General features: G+C 60.9%; 12 protein-coding genes and 1 riboswitch. Of the genes, 2 read left to right on the top strand and 10 right to left on the bottom strand.

Going from position 1 to position 13,064, the window contains the following annotated elements:
* Positions 1-33 precede the first annotated feature (33 nt).
* The 3 genes from ACTG2U_RS10450 to nudE all read right to left on the bottom strand — a co-directional run bounded on the left by ACTG2U_RS10450 (position 34) and on the right by nudE (position 3,201).
* Entirely contained in the window at positions 34-1,305 is a 1,272-nt protein-coding gene (locus ACTG2U_RS10450; RefSeq protein WP_149153685.1) for an aromatic amino acid transport family protein, read from the bottom strand.
* Positions 1,306-1,742: 437 nt separating this feature from the next.
* The gene (cysQ, locus tag ACTG2U_RS10445; protein WP_005357849.1) at positions 1,743-2,555 is read right to left on the bottom strand and encodes a 3'(2'),5'-bisphosphate nucleotidase CysQ; all 813 of its coding nucleotides are present in this window, start codon (positions 2,553-2,555) and stop codon (positions 1,743-1,745) included.
* 37 nt (positions 2,556-2,592) lie between these two features.
* Complete coding sequence (nudE, locus tag ACTG2U_RS10440) at positions 2,593-3,201, bottom strand: ADP compounds hydrolase NudE (protein WP_429106888.1); 609 nt, start codon at positions 3,199-3,201, stop codon at positions 2,593-2,595.
* Positions 3,202-3,345: 144 nt separating this feature from the next.
* On the opposite strand from nudE, the gene yrfG reads away from it, so the two are divergent.
* On the top strand, positions 3,346-4,026 hold the full coding sequence (gene yrfG, locus ACTG2U_RS10435) for a GMP/IMP nucleotidase (RefSeq protein ID WP_236357679.1): 681 nt from the start codon (positions 3,346-3,348) through the stop codon (positions 4,024-4,026).
* 68 nt (positions 4,027-4,094) lie between these two features.
* Here the strand turns inward: yrfG and ACTG2U_RS10430 are convergent, their stop codons facing one another.
* The 6 genes from ACTG2U_RS10430 to ACTG2U_RS10405 form a co-directional block, all read right to left on the bottom strand.
* On the bottom strand, positions 4,095-4,307 hold the full coding sequence (locus ACTG2U_RS10430) for a hypothetical protein (RefSeq protein ID WP_005340264.1): 213 nt from the start codon (positions 4,305-4,307) through the stop codon (positions 4,095-4,097).
* 164 nt (positions 4,308-4,471) lie between these two features.
* Positions 4,472-4,810 carry a DUF1294 domain-containing protein gene (locus ACTG2U_RS10425; protein ID WP_005340265.1) on the bottom strand — a complete coding sequence of 113 codons (339 nt, stop codon included), beginning with the start codon at positions 4,808-4,810 and terminating at the stop codon, positions 4,472-4,474.
* Positions 4,807-5,397, bottom strand: coding sequence for a sugar O-acetyltransferase (locus ACTG2U_RS10420; protein ID WP_041209031.1), 591 nt, complete (start codon positions 5,395-5,397; stop codon positions 4,807-4,809). Before ACTG2U_RS10420 ends, ACTG2U_RS10425 begins: the two co-directional genes overlap by 4 nt.
* 86 nt (positions 5,398-5,483) lie before the next feature.
* Positions 5,484-6,746 carry an MgtC/SapB family protein gene (locus tag ACTG2U_RS10415; RefSeq protein WP_201994715.1) on the bottom strand — a complete coding sequence of 421 codons (1,263 nt, stop codon included), beginning with the start codon at positions 6,744-6,746 and terminating at the stop codon, positions 5,484-5,486.
* 282 nt (positions 6,747-7,028) lie between these two features.
* Positions 7,029-8,450, bottom strand: coding sequence for an N-acetylglucosamine-binding protein GbpA (gbpA, locus tag ACTG2U_RS10410; RefSeq protein WP_368177525.1), 1,422 nt, complete (start codon positions 8,448-8,450; stop codon positions 7,029-7,031).
* 65 nt (positions 8,451-8,515) lie between these two features.
* Positions 8,516-8,601: riboswitch (cyclic di-GMP riboswitch) on the bottom strand.
* 264 nt (positions 8,602-8,865) lie between these two features.
* Positions 8,866-10,548 carry a methyl-accepting chemotaxis protein gene (locus ACTG2U_RS10405; RefSeq protein WP_439974449.1) on the bottom strand — a complete coding sequence of 561 codons (1,683 nt, stop codon included), beginning with the start codon at positions 10,546-10,548 and terminating at the stop codon, positions 8,866-8,868.
* A gap of 276 nt (positions 10,549-10,824) precedes the next feature.
* On the opposite strand from ACTG2U_RS10405, the gene ACTG2U_RS10400 reads away from it, so the two are divergent.
* On the top strand, positions 10,825-12,690 hold the full coding sequence (locus ACTG2U_RS10400) for a M3 family metallopeptidase (RefSeq protein WP_335812273.1): 1,866 nt from the start codon (positions 10,825-10,827) through the stop codon (positions 12,688-12,690).
* A gap of 84 nt (positions 12,691-12,774) precedes the next feature.
* On the opposite strand, the gene ACTG2U_RS10395 is transcribed toward ACTG2U_RS10400, so the two are convergent.
* Positions 12,775-13,008, bottom strand: a complete 234-nt coding sequence (locus tag ACTG2U_RS10395; RefSeq protein WP_439974448.1) for a hypothetical protein — start codon at positions 13,006-13,008, stop codon at positions 12,775-12,777.
* Between the last annotated feature and the right edge of the window lie 56 nt (positions 13,009-13,064).

The raw sequence follows: 13,064 nt of genomic DNA, 5'->3' as shown, positions 1-13,064 counted from the left end.
GTCGCCTCTCTTTTTGGTATCTGCTGTGAGTCATTACTTCAACAGGCTGAAGATCAGCGCCGATACCGCCAGCGAACCGGTCAGCAGGATAAAGCCGTTGGTCCAGCCGTGACGGAAGCGGGCCAGCGCCTCCACCTTGTAGATGGCAATCACCGGCATGATGAACAGGATCATGGCGATGACCGGGCCGGAGAGGGTTTCCATCAGCCCCAGAATGCCCGGGTTGATGACGGCGGCACCCCAGATAGAGAAGAACATCAGGGCGATACCGACTTTGTCCGCCTTGGCCAGCGGCAGGCCGGTGGGCTTGGCGATCAGGCTTTTCAGGCTTTCACGGGCACCGAGGAAGTGGCCAAGGAAGGAGGAGCTGATGGCGATAAAGGCGATGAGCGGCCCCAGAGTCACGATCACCGGGTTGTCAGTGATGTTGGCGAGATAGGAGAGCACCGAGACGTTCTGGGCCTTGGCTTCAGCCAGCTGGGCTGGCGAGAGGCTCAGCACGCAAGAGAAGACGAAGAACAGCACGAAGCCCACCAGCATTACTGTGGTGTTGCGCAGGATCAGGCCGCTCTTGGCTTCCGCCTGCTCGCCATATTCACGGCGCTGCACGTTGGCAAAGCCGGAGATGGCGGCGGCGTGGCTGAAGGCGAACACGGTGACCGGCAGCGCCAGCCAGACGGTGTTGAGGAAGCTGACCCCCTCAAACGCGGTCACTTCCGGCCATTGCCACTGAGGGATCAGGTAGCAGGAGAGGGCTGCCAGAATGGCCGCCAGCGGATAGACCATAAAGGCGAAGGCGCGCAGCATCGCTTTCTCACCCGCCAGCATCACGGCGATCATGGCAAATACCAGCAGGCCGGAGAGCATCACCCGATCCGGGGTCGCCATGCCGAGCTGGTTGACCATAAAGCTCTCCACCGTGTTGGTCAGCCCGACCCCGTAGATGAGCAGGATCGGGAAGATGGAGAGGAAGTAGAGCGCCGAGATGAGGCGACCGGCCATCTTGCCGAAATGCTCCTCCGCCACTTCGGTGAAGTCGGCGTGGGGGCGTGACGAGGAAAGCACGAAGCGCGCCAGCCCGCGGTGGGCGAGGAAGGTCATGGGACCTGCCAGTACCGCGACGATAACGAGGGGCCAGATGCCGCCCAGACCCAGATTGATGGGCAGGAACAGGATGCCGGCGCCAACGGCGGTGCCAAACAGACTGATGACCCAGTGGGTGTCGTGACGGCGCCAGCGGGTGGTGCTGGACGTGGTGGAGCAGGAACCGGATAGCTCCTTGGTAGCCTCTACAGATAAACTCATTACTAATTCACTTTTTGTTAGTGTTTTAATCTGAGTTTATTGTGGTTTATCGGGATTTAATTCTCAAAAAGCGAGACTGAAACATATCACTGCCATTGCGGGGTTTAGCCAGCGAGATTGGGAATGGAATCTGGGTCACAGAATGAAACAAAACTGATATTGGTGGTTTTTGTGAAATATAAAACCAAAATTTGATCTGCTCTCATTTTTTTATTTTGGCTAATCAGGGGTTTTTAGAATTACGTGAAAAGTTGCACCATTTCTCGCCGACCGATTGTGATGTTTCACTATCATTTTGCCGCTTTGCCAGCGCATCACGCTGTGCAAGCGCGCCTTGACCAGCGGATCACACCGGCCATCACCCGCGGCAACTTCCCTGAAAAAGCAGGCGGCCATCGGGTCGCCTGCTTGTCTGGTGTGATGATATTGCTACTCGTCTAGTGGGCCAGAATGTTGCCCCAGGCGAGATCCGGATCCCCCATTACGATAAAGTCAGGGTTCTCCAGCGACTCGGTTTCGTTGTAGCTGAGTGGCTGCAACGCTAGGCTGAGGATACGGCCACCGGCTGCCTCGACGATGCACTGGGCGGCGGCGGTGTCCCACTCGCCGGTGGGGCCGAGTCGCACGTAGCAATCGGCCGCTCCTTCCGCCACCAGACAGGATTTGAGGGAGCTGGAACCAAGCGGGATCAGCTCGTAGTTGATGGCCGGGTTGAGACGGCGGGTGAGGTTTTCCAGCTTCTGGCGGCGGCTGATGGCGACCACCAGCGAGTCGGGCTGGTCATGCTCGTGGTGCATGGCGCTGATGGGCAGTACCTCGCCGTTCACCTCCTTGAAGGCGCCGTAGCCGCGCACTGCCCAGTAGAGCACGTTGGACTCGGGGGCATAGATGACCCCGAGCACCGGCACATTGTCCCGCACCAGGGCGATCAGGGTGGCGAAGTCGCCGCTGCCCGCGATAAATTCGCCAGTGCCATCGAGAGGATCCACCAGCCAGTACTGCCGCCAGTTGGATCGCTGGCTGAAGGGGATGTCGGCCGCCTCTTCGGTCAGCACCGGCACATGGGGGGTGAGCGCCGAGAGCGCCTGTTTGAGGTAGGCATCGGCAGCAAGATCGGCACTGGTGACCGGGGTCGCATCCTCCTTCAGCTGACGCTCGAACTGACCGCCATGATAGATGTCGTGAAGGATCCTTCCGGCTTCGCGGGCAATCTCCTTGACCCCCGGCACCCAGGCCAACAACTCCTGCATCTCGTTATCCTCTGTCTGTTAACTGCCCGTCTGCGGGCTACTCTGCCTGCTCCGCCAGCCACTTTTGGGCCAAGAGCAGGGCACTGATGCTGCGCGACTCGGTGAAGTCGGGTCGCGCCAGCAATTCGTCGATCCGGTTCAGCGGCCAGGGGATCACCTCCAGCGGCTCCGGTTCGTCGCCGATCCGCTGCTCGGGGAAGAGATCCCGGGCCAGTAAAATGTCCATCCGACTGGAGAAGTAACCGGGGGCCAGCGACACCTGCTTGAGCAGGGTCAGGCTGTTGGCGCCAAAGCCCGCTTCCTCCATCAGCTCCCGGTTGCCCGCCTCGAAGGCATCTTCACCGGGGTCGATCAGCCCCTTGGGAAAGCCCAGCTCGTAGGAGTGGGTGCCGGCTGCATATTCGCGCACGAGCAGCAGGGTGTGGGTATCGAACAGCGGCACAACCATGACGGCGCCCCGGTTGCCACCGCGCATCCGCTCGTAGACCCGCTCTTCGCCGTTGGAGAATTTGAGGTGGAGGGATTCCACTCTGAACAGCCGACTCTCGGCCACGATCTCGGCCTTGAGGATCTCCGGTTTGCTCTTGGGGTTATCCAGTTGGTCGGCTGAGATGTGCTCGGGTTTGCTCTTGTGGGGGTCGCTCATCGGACGCTGACTGCTCGTTAAAAAATCGTGCTTCAAGAGTAAACGACTCTCACACCGAACACCACGGGCCAGGGATGGCAAAGGGGGAGGAAAAATCCGTTATACTGCCGCCCCGTTTTCCGAGATCCGCGATCAAGAGGCCCGATGCCACACTCCCGCTCCACCACCTTGCCCTGGCACCAGATAGATACCGTCTTGCTCGATATGGATGGCACCCTGATCGATCTGCATTTTGACAACCACCTCTGGCAGCAACTGGTGCCTGAGCGTTACGCCGAGCAGCTCGGTCTGCCGCTGGATGAAGCCAAAGCGCAGATTGATGTCCACTATCACGCCGTCAACGGCACCCTCAACTGGTACTGCGTGGATTACTGGAGCGAGACCCTGGGGCTCGATATTCGCGCCCTCAAGCAGGAGCTGCTGGCGAAGATCCAGTGGCGTCCCCATGCCATCCCTTTTCTGGCCGAGCTGCGCGCCGCGGGCAAGCAGCTGGTGCTTTTCACCAACGCCCACCCCGCCAGTCTATCGGTGAAGGATGCGCAGCTTGGCCTTGCCGAGCATCTGGATCTGATGGTGAGTACCCACGAACTGGGCTGGTCGAAGGAGAGCCAGCACTGCTGGCAGGCACTGGCCGAGCGGCTGGCGTTCGATCCGGCCCGTACCCTGTTTGTGGATGACAGCGAGCGGATCCTGCGGGCTGCCGCCGACTATGGCATCGGCTACCAGCTGGCGATCCAGAATCCGGATAGCAGCAAGCCGGAGCAGAGCATCACCGCTTTTCCGGCGATCCGCGACTATGCCGAGTTGCTGCCGCTGGCAATCTGAGTCTGCTGAAACGAGAGAGGGCTGCATCGTGCAGCCCTCTCTGTATCTGAAACCTGGCGGTGAAAAAATCACAGCTCCCGAAACGGGCGCCGTTTCTCCTCTTCGATGACGATTGCCTCCAGATTGGCGATCCGCTCCTGCAACTCTCTGATGATCATATCTTGCTTGCCGAGGCGGTCGGTGATGCGGGCATCCCCCATCTGGTAGCGAGCCCGCTTGCCGAGATATCCGAACAATACGCTGATAAATACGATCAGGACTATGCCTGTCCACATGGTCATGTCACGACTCCTTGTCGTCTATAGACGGCGAAAACGCTGATGAGATCTGCTCTGTTTTCTCATAGCCGTCAATTGGCCGCAATGGGGCCCGTTTCGCCTTTGTGATGCAGTTGGCTATTGCTGCCAGAGCGGGCGGCCAAGCCACAATCTTGTTACCCAGGTGGCTATTGCTGCCAGAGTGGCCGACCGACCCAGAGCGCCCACAGGGTGAGGTGCAGCAGCACGATAAACCAGAAGACCAGCCGGTAGCTGCGCTTCTGGGTCTTGTGACGCAGCCACTGGCGGGCCACCAGCGCCCCCGGCCAACCACCGCACAGCTCCAGCAGATGGAGCCTCGATTCGGGAATGCGCCACTCACCGCGCACCGCCTGCCGCTTGTCCCAGGCGTAGGCGGCTACCGTGAGCAGGCTCATGGAGAGCAACACGGCCAGCGGCCACCACTGCTGTTCGCCGAGGCCGAGCCAGAGGGCGGCGCCCAGTGGCAGCAGCGCCAGCGCCATCATTGGGCCAACTCCCAGCAGCGCTCCTCGTCCTGTTTGAGGGTGCGGATCACCCTGGCCGGATTGCCCACCGCCACCGAATCTGCCGGGATGTCGCGGGTGACCACGGCGCCCGCGCCAATGATGGAGCGCGGCCCTATGGTGACGCCGGGGCAGATGATGGCGCCACCGCCGATCCAGCAGTCATCGCCGATCCGTACCGGCTTGTTGTAGGCGGTCCAGTTGCGTCGTTCCAGATAGTTCATGGTGTGGGTGGCGGTGTAGATCTGCACGTTGGGGGCCAGCAGCACATGGCTGCCGATATGCACTTCGCCCAGATCGAGAATGGTGACGTTGAAGTTGAAGAAGGTCTTCTCGCCGATATGAATGTTGCGACCAAACTCGCAGGTGAACGGCGTGCTGATCCAGCAGGAGTCGGGGCAGTGGCCAAAGAGCTCGCGGCAGATCTGCTGGCGCAGAGGGCCATCGCCCGCCGGTGAACCATTGAGCCGGGCCAGCAGCGCCTGACCGCGGATCCGGTCGTTCGCTATCTCCTCGCTCTGGCTATCCAGGGCCCCGCCTGCCAGTACCTTGTCCCAGTCGCTCGCCATTGCTACCTCCTCATGCTGCAAGAGCAGGCAGTATACGTGACTGTCAGGGGCGCCGTCAGTCTGTCACTTGTTGCAGGTGATCCTCGTCAACCTGCGGGCCAGACGAGGGGCAGGATCAACAGGGCCGAGACGAAGTAGGGGAGCAATACCCGCAGCCCGAGACTGCGACCGCCGATGCCAAGGGCCAGCAGCCCCTTCACCAGCGAGTTGACCAGCCCGGCCAGCAGGATGCCGCGGGCCGCCACCTCCAGCGCCAGCTCCTTGTGGGAAAGCTGGGAGAGCGACAGCGTGATGGCGTCCACATCGGTGATCCCCGACACCAGCGACAGCAGATAGACCCCGGAGTTGCCCACCTTGTCTTGCAGCAGCGTTGCCATAAAGCCGATCAGCGCCAGCAGCAGGCCGAACTTGATGGCGGTGGCCAGATCGAGCGGGTTGCTGGTTTCCGGCTGTACCGGGCCGTCAGTCAGCTCCTCGCGCTGGCGCCAGAACCAGAAGGCAAAACCGTAGACCGTGGTCGCCAGCAACACGAGCGGGGCGGCGAGACGCATCGCCAGCTCGCTGTGAATCAGCAGTACCAGTACCAGCAGCCGCAGCCACATGGTGGCCCCTGCCAGCAGGATGCCGGTGGCCAGCAGCCGCTCCAGCCCCCCCTGCTCCTTGTTGAGGCGAGCGAACTGCAGGGTGAGGGCAGTGGAGGAGGCCAATCCCGCCAGTATGCTGGTGAGCACCAGTCCGGCGCGAGTACCGAGCAGGCGTACCGCGAAGTGGCCACAAAACGAGATGCCGGCGATCACCACCACCATCAGCCAGATCTTGAAGGGGTTGAAGGCATCGAGGGGCCCCATCTCCTCGTTGGGCAGTACCGGCAGCAGCACCAGCGAGATAAGCAGAAAGCGCAGGGTGGCGTGGAATTCGGTTTCGCTGAGAAACAGCATCCCTTGCTGGATCTGCCCCTTCAAGCCCATCAACAGGGCGGCCAGTACGGCGCAGGCGACCGCCTCGCTCGGGCTCAGCAGCACCGACATCAGGCCGAGCAGGTAGGTGAGCAGCATGGCCACCGAGCTGGTGAGGCCGAACTCCCCCTGCCAGCGCTGGGCCAGCCAGACCGAGAGGCCGCAGCCGGTCACCACCGCCAGCAGGCCGAGCAGCGGCAGCCAGGGGCCCAGAGTCGGTAGCAGCAAACCGCACACCCCGCCGAGCAGGCCGATAAGGCCGTAGGTACGCATCCCGGCGATGCGCTGGTTATCCCCCAGCTGGCGCACCTGCCAGCCCCGCTCCAGTCCGATAATCAGGCCGATGGCCAGCGAGACCAGGGCTCCGTTGACCGGTTCTGCATTGATCCACATGGCGGCTTCCTTTCGCGTCGTTGCTGCCTGATCCCATGATGGCACAGGGTTCAAGGTGGCAGAGGGGCATGGCTCACAGAGTCTGCGTCCGGCTCCCGATGCGAGTGGCTGATATAAGCAATAGAGATGGATTGCGAGCACTGCGCAAGAGTCGTACAGGCTATCGGGGAGGAGTCATGGGCTGCTAGCCCGTCATCGACGTCCAGTTTGAATGGCAAGAGAAGACAAGAAGGGGAGCCAATGGCTCCCCGTTTTATTGATGGCGTCATGACCCGCTGCGGATCACTTCAGCTCAATCCAGGCTTCTTGCCAGTGGGACCCGACACCCGGCTCGAACTGGGTGGCGGTGGTGGCCCACTGCACGCAGTAGCCGCTGTAGGGGAAGGGCTTGCACTGATAGACCTTGCCATTTTTCGGCTGCTGCACCTTGGTTCCGGCGGTGTAGGACTTGATGTTGTTCGGGAAGACGAAGTCATATTCGCCGCTGCTCTGCTCCTTGAACATCAGATCCATGGTCTGCTGGATGGTCTCGCCGCCCGCTTTCGGGGTGGCCTTGATCACCAGCTGGTGGTGACCTGCCTTGAGCCCTTCCAGCGCCATGGTGAAGGTGTGGCTGCTGTCCTTGATGTCGGCACTGCTTTCACCCTTGGCCACGCCGCCGTGGTCATAGAGGGTGTTGGATACGGTCAGATCGCCCTGTGCGGTGACGGTGAAATCGAGGGTTGCCTTGCCGTTGTCCAGCACATAGTCGCTGGCCAGACCGCTGACGCTGATACTGTCCACCACCGGCGGTTGCTGCTGTTGCAGGTCAATCTCGACCCGCTTCAGTTTGCTGTCTCGATGCAGATAGACGGGGTTCATACCGTAGACCGGATTGAACTGGCCATCGGCTCCTTGCTGACCGGCGCGGATCAGGCTCTGCTCGGCGTTGATCTTGCTGGCGAGGGCATGGGCCCAGTTGTTCTTCTGGCCCTGTTCGGCAGTGGTGATGGTCAGCACGGTTTGCAGATCGGGGCGCTCGCCGTTGGCATCGAATACCCGGGTCATCGCCTTGTCGCCTGCCGCGAGGTCGATGGAGGGGTAGATGGTGCCGGACTGGCTCCACTCCAGCGGCGGCTGACTACCATCTTTGAACTTGGCATCGATGATGTTGTAGAAGCTGTTGCTGGTGTCGCCCACTTCCCACACGCCGAGGATCAACTGATAACCGGTGCGCTCCGGCAGGATGCAGTTGTGGGTCACCTGCTTGGGCGGCTGCACCATGTTGCCGTCGATGACGCAGAAGGGGGTCAGATCGAACGAGGCGCGGGTGAGCGGCTGGTTGGGGTTCCAGTCCTGCTTGGTGAGGTAGTAGCGCCAGTTGCGGGTGACGTGGTTGGCGGTGAAGGTCCAGCTGATGGCGAAGGGGCCGGGCTGTACTTCACGTTTGGTCCAGCGGTCGCTGGTCTGGATGTTCAGCTCGCTCCAGCGCGGGCTGCCCGCCGAGGCGATTTGACCATCCTGCGGGCCGCTCTGCGGGAAGCCGGAAGGGCCCTCCACGCTCTGGGGTTCCCACTGCACGCCGCCACACTGGCTGTTGCCGCCGGTTTTGCACAGATAGTTGCGGCTCTCTGGCTGGCTGATGTAGCCATGAGCCAGGGCGCTGCCGCTGGCCAGCAGAGCCAGCACCGCTGCGATGTGATTAAGTTGGATTTTTGCTGCCATACATTCCTCTGTTCGACAGATGTGGGCAGTCAGTTGGCCTGGGGATTCCCCGATACACACTTGCGTGTGGCAACCCCGCTATCCTGGACAAAACGTCTGTAGACCGGAGGCTTTGCGTCCCGACCTTTCGGTCAGTTTGCCAAATGACTAGATGATTAGTGATGGGCCAAATGTTCGGCCATCAGCATTGTGCACTGCATTGATTCGTTATTTGAAGTTGAATGTTTAAATGCATCATTCAATGGCGCGTAAATCATTCTAACTGGCTGTTTTTAAATTGTTCTCCTATTTGTGAATGGCGTCGAATGCCGTTGAATATGCCAATAAGATGCATGCTCGCTGCGTGTTTTGCGGCGTAAAAAACCTGCCAGCTGAGCTGGCAGGTCGGATGACAAGGCGACACAGATTGACGCTATCAATGGCGGGCATGCTGCTCGCCGGAGGGGGGAGATTGGGGCGTCATCATCGGCGCCGCGGCCGACTCCTTGCCCAGTTTGAATACCGCAAGCCGCTCATCCAGACTGCGGGAGAGACCGGCCAGCAACTCGCTCTCCTGCGCCAGTTGCGAGGCGGACTGGGACATCTCCAGCGCCGAGTCATTGATGCCGCTTACGTTGCGGTTCATATCCTCGGCCACCATGCTCTGTTGCTCGGCGGCGGTAGCGATCTGGGTCGCCATGTCGCTCACATGCTGGATGTGGTTGACGATCAGGGTGAGATCCTGCCCCGCCTGCTGGGATTGGTTGACGCTGCTCTCCGCCAGTTTGCGGCTGGTATCCATGGCGTTGGCGGCGGTGACAGCCCGTTGCTGCAACTGGGCAATGGTGCTCTGGATCTCCTCGGTGGATTGGCGAGTCCGGCTGGCCAGTTGGCGCACCTCGTCGGCTACCACGGCAAAACCGCGGCCCTGCTCACCGGCACGGGCAGCTTCGATGGCGGCGTTGAGGGCCAGCAGGTTGGTCTGCTCCGAAATGGCGCTGATGACGGCGGTCACTTCGCTGATCTGCATCACCCCCTCTTTGAGCTGGTTGACCTGCTGGGTGGCCTGCTCCACCTCGGTGGCCAGCGCCTTGATACCGTGCACGCTGGCATGAACGTCACGGTTGCCGAGACCCGCTTCACCGGTCGCTTCCTGGGTATCCCGCGCGGTATTTTCGGCGTGCCCGGCCACATCGGAGATGGTGGCGCTCATCTCGTTCATGGCGGTAGCGAGCTGGGCCAGCTGATCCCGTTGGCTGGTGACTGCCTGATTGGTCTGCTCTGCAGAGGCGGCGATGCGCAGGGCTGCATCCGCCACGTTGCGGGCCCCCTGGCTGGCCTCCAGCAGGGCGTGACGGATGGCATCGAGACTCTGGTTGGTGCAGCGGGCGACCACTCCCAGCTCATCCTTGCCCTGTACCGGGATGCTCACCACCAGATCCCCCTTGGCGACCCGCTGCATGGCGTGGTTGATCTGGCTGAGGGGGGAGACGATGGAGTGGGTGATGCGCCAGCCCAGCAGCCCCATCAGCAGGATCACGATGGCGGTGGCGGTACCCATCTTCATGTACTGGGCCCAGATGGTCTGCTGAATATCCTGCAGCAGCATGCCGGAACCGAGGATCCAGCCCCAGGGCTGATAGCCGGAGACCATGGATAGCTTGTCGGCGGTCTCACCCGACGGGCCGACCCAGACATATTGCAGAGTGCCCTGTTTGCCCCCTTTGGCGATATCCACCATCTGATACCAGAACTGCCCGGCGGTGGCGGCACCTCCTTCACCCATCTTCTGGCCGACCAGTTCGGGACGGATGGGGTGAACCACCATGGTGCGGTTCTCGTCGATGACGAACAGGTAGTTGTTGCCATCAAAGCGGGTGTTGGTCAGCAGCTTGCGCGCTTCCTGCTGGGCCTGCTCTGCTGGCAGGGTGCTGGCCAGAAACTGGATCTGGCTCATGGCCTGCCCCAGTACCGCATTGAGCCGCGCCTCTCGCTCGCTCATCAGATTGCGCTGGAGTGCGTTGGCCGAGATAAGCAGCAGCGAGACAAAACCGACAAACGCCAGTGCGAGCAGCAAAATCAATTTGCGGCTCACGGTAATATCACCGAGCTTGAACATGACTAAACCCTCATTTCCCTGTTGATTTTATGTGGCTCTGTACCGCGGCAGCCAGTTCGTAAGAGTTAACAACTCATTTACTTTCAGTCTCTTGCCGACCTTTCTCAAATGAGCGTTTTAACATCAGTATAGTCAGCAGACAGCAACCCCCACTTTTTGGTAGCGTGTTGATGCGCATCCCTGCGCAATTTTTGCCAAAGAGTGTGAATCATTTGGCATTTCACTAAAAAAAGGAGTGGGCCCCGCTGCGGGTGACCCCATAACAAGAGGGAATTTATGAGTTCCATTGCCAGGAATTACTTCAACCAGCTCAATCGCGACTATCTGCAGGTTCACAGACGCAAGGAGGATCTCTTCTGGGCCACCTATATGGGCACCAGCGACGATCAGGCCGGGTTTACCGCAGCCGAGCAGGCCTACAAGGCCTTTTGCGCCAATCCGGAGCGGTTGCCGGAACTGCGCAAGATGCACGCCCTTGCCGAAAATGAGGAGTTAAAACGGGGTCTGGCGGGCTGGATCGCCTTCTTCGAGTGCAACGTCATCGAGGATCCCGCTGCCGCCGCCCTGATGGATGAGCTGGTGGCTGCCGAGGCGGATCTGTTTGCCCGCCGCAAAGGGCTGAAACTGACCCTGCTGGATGAGCAGGGCCAGCAGGTGGCTGGCAGCCTGCCCGCCGCCAGCACCTCCCTTGCTGCCAGCCCGAACGTGGCGGTGCGCCAAAGCGCCATCGCCATGTTCCACACCCTGGAGCAGTGGGTGGTCGGCAACGGCTTTCTCGAGGTGGTGGCGCTGCGCAACCGCTTTGCGCGCGCCATGGGCTATCGCGACTACTTCGCCTACAAGGTGCGCAAGAACGAACAGATGAGCCCGGATCAGCTGTTCGCCATCCTTGATGACTTCATCGCCCGTACCGACGCCCGGCTGCAGCAGAGTCTGGTCGAACTGAAAGCGGCCAAAGGGGAGGCGGCCCTGTTGCCCCACAACCTGCGTTACTTCGTCAGTGGCGACGTGACCCGCCAGCTCGACCCCTATGTGCCCTTCTCGCGGGCGCTGCGGGACTGGGTCGAGAGCTTCCGCCGGCTCGGCATCCAGTATCGCGGTGCGACCCTCACCCTGGACTTGCTGGCCCGGGAGGGGAAGTATGAGAACGGCTTCTGCCACGGCCCGGTACCGAGCTTCTTCCAACAGGGAGAGTGGATACCAGCGGTGGTCAACTTCACCAGCCTGGCCGATCCGGCGCAGGTGGGCAGCGGCTGGAGTGGCCTCAATACCCTGTTCCACGAGGGTGGCCACGCCGCGCACTTTGCCAATGTCACCGGCAACGCCCCCTGCTTCTCACAGGAGTTCCCGCCCACCTCTATGGCTTATGCCGAGACCCAGTCGATGTTCTGCGACAGCCTGCTGGACGATGCCGACTGGCTCAAATGCTACGCCAGAAACGCGGCAGGAGAGGCGATCCCCGATGCGCTTATCAAGGAGATGATCGAAGCACGTCAGCCGTTTCGCGCTTTTAACGAACGCCAGATCGCGCTGGTGGCCTACTTCGAGCGGGATCTCTACGCCATGGATGAGGCTGAACGCACTCCCGAGGCGGTGCTGGCACTGGCCCGCAAGTGGGAGCGCAAGATCCTCGGGGTCGAGAGCCCGCGCCCGTTGCTGGCCATTCCGCACCTCCTTAATCAGGAGTCGGCCTGCGCCTATCACGGCTACCTGCTGGCGCTGATGGCGGTGGAGCAGACCCGCGCCTTTTTCCTGAAACGTGATGGCTACCTCACCGACAACCCGAGCATCGGGCCGGATCTGGCCGCTCACTACTGGGGGCCGGGCAACGGCATGAGTCACGATGAGACCCTGCGCAGCCTTACCGGCGAGGGATTCAGCGCGGTGCCGCTGGCCGAGGCATGCAACCTGAGCGCCGCCGAGGCGTGGCAACAGGCGCAGGCCTGCATGGCCGCCGCCCAGCAGCGTCCGGCTACGGGTGAGGGGTCCCCGCTCGATGCCCATATCCGGGTGGTACATGGCGCCGAGCTTATCGCCGACAACAGCGAGTCGGAAACCCGCATGCTGGCCGATTTCGAGGCGTGGATTGCCCGACGCTACTTTGCGGGGGATGTCAGAGAGGAGCTGAGCTGCGTGCAGTAAGTTATGTGATGAAGGCAAGCTTGTTATGAATAGGCAATTGGCAGGCGGGGAAACCTTCCTGCCATTCTTTTTGCTCATTGTTTACTACTCATCGATGACCTTTTTTCCACAATTTTCACAGATGACGTGGCGTTCAAAGCGATCCATGTTGGCCAGAAAGGGGCCGGCGGCCCAGCCGGTAATGAAGTCTTTGATAAATGCTGTGCGTTTTTGCTCCGGTGTCGGCTGTTTGCCAAAGGATTTGTCGACCAGCACCACGACATGGTTGGTCTCGCGCTGACAACTCGGGCAGACGCGTTGTTCGGTGGATGAAAGCAAGGGGGATCTCCTTGTCCAGAAGAGTGGGCTGCAGGTTTTCCGCCGCAGATATGTAA

This window comes from Aeromonas sp. 95A, from assembly GCF_051919235.1.
Lineage (GTDB): Bacteria > Pseudomonadota > Gammaproteobacteria > Enterobacterales > Aeromonadaceae > Aeromonas > Aeromonas veronii.
The sequence above is the reverse complement of the archived record's forward strand: the minus strand, read 5'-3'. Positions and strand labels throughout refer to the sequence as shown.

What these genes read in the sequence shown, in the direction of transcription:
- ACTG2U_RS10450 (WP_149153685.1), bottom strand. Translation starts at nt 1,305, where the DNA reads ATGAGTTTATCTGTAGAGGCTACCAAGGAGCTATCCGGTTCCTGCTCC.
- cysQ (WP_005357849.1), bottom strand. Translation starts at nt 2,555, where the DNA reads ATGCAGGAGTTGTTGGCCTGGGTGCCGGGGGTCAAGGAGATTGCCCGC.
- nudE (WP_429106888.1), bottom strand. Translation starts at nt 3,201, where the DNA reads ATGAGCGACCCCCACAAGAGCAAACCCGAGCACATCTCAGCCGACCAA.
- yrfG (WP_236357679.1), top strand. Translation starts at nt 3,346, where the DNA reads ATGCCACACTCCCGCTCCACCACCTTGCCCTGGCACCAGATAGATACC.
- ACTG2U_RS10430 (WP_005340264.1), bottom strand. Translation starts at nt 4,307, where the DNA reads ATGACCATGTGGACAGGCATAGTCCTGATCGTATTTATCAGCGTATTG.
- ACTG2U_RS10425 (WP_005340265.1), bottom strand. Translation starts at nt 4,810, where the DNA reads ATGATGGCGCTGGCGCTGCTGCCACTGGGCGCCGCCCTCTGGCTCGGC.
- ACTG2U_RS10420 (WP_041209031.1), bottom strand. Translation starts at nt 5,397, where the DNA reads ATGGCGAGCGACTGGGACAAGGTACTGGCAGGCGGGGCCCTGGATAGC.
- ACTG2U_RS10415 (WP_201994715.1), bottom strand. Translation starts at nt 6,746, where the DNA reads ATGTGGATCAATGCAGAACCGGTCAACGGAGCCCTGGTCTCGCTGGCC.
- gbpA (WP_368177525.1), bottom strand. Translation starts at nt 8,450, where the DNA reads ATGGCAGCAAAAATCCAACTTAATCACATCGCAGCGGTGCTGGCTCTG.
- ACTG2U_RS10405 (WP_439974449.1), bottom strand. Translation starts at nt 10,548, where the DNA reads ATGTTCAAGCTCGGTGATATTACCGTGAGCCGCAAATTGATTTTGCTG.
- ACTG2U_RS10400 (WP_335812273.1), top strand. Translation starts at nt 10,825, where the DNA reads ATGAGTTCCATTGCCAGGAATTACTTCAACCAGCTCAATCGCGACTAT.